1 protein-coding gene is annotated in these 270 nt (G+C 55.9%); it reads right to left on the reverse strand.

Annotated features, from left to right (window positions below; genetic code table 11):
• A partial coding sequence (locus SB771_RS34605; protein ID WP_410721988.1) for a response regulator transcription factor occupies nt 1-270 on the reverse strand: 270 nt, incomplete at both ends.

A 270-nucleotide genomic window follows, 5' to 3' on the forward strand; every position in this document is an offset into this window, starting at 1 on the left:
CTTTTGCAGGGAATCCGCCGCGATTTCCATGGTCAGCACCACGACCACGACGTCGGGATGACGTTCCTTGAACTGTCGAACCATGTCGACGCCGTCGCCATATGCACCACCAGGCATGTACAGATCCATGACGACAAGGTCGCATTTGACACGCTGCGCCTCCGCGAACAACTCCGATGAGTCCGTTGCCTTCCCAACGATTTCGATATTCGGAAACCCCGACATCAGATTCTCCATCGCGAGTAGAACCAGTGGATGGTCGTCGGCGAT

Origin of the sequence: Burkholderia sp. SIMBA_051, from assembly GCF_046534915.1 — a bacterium.
Lineage (GTDB): Bacteria > Pseudomonadota > Gammaproteobacteria > Burkholderiales > Burkholderiaceae > Burkholderia > Burkholderia ambifaria.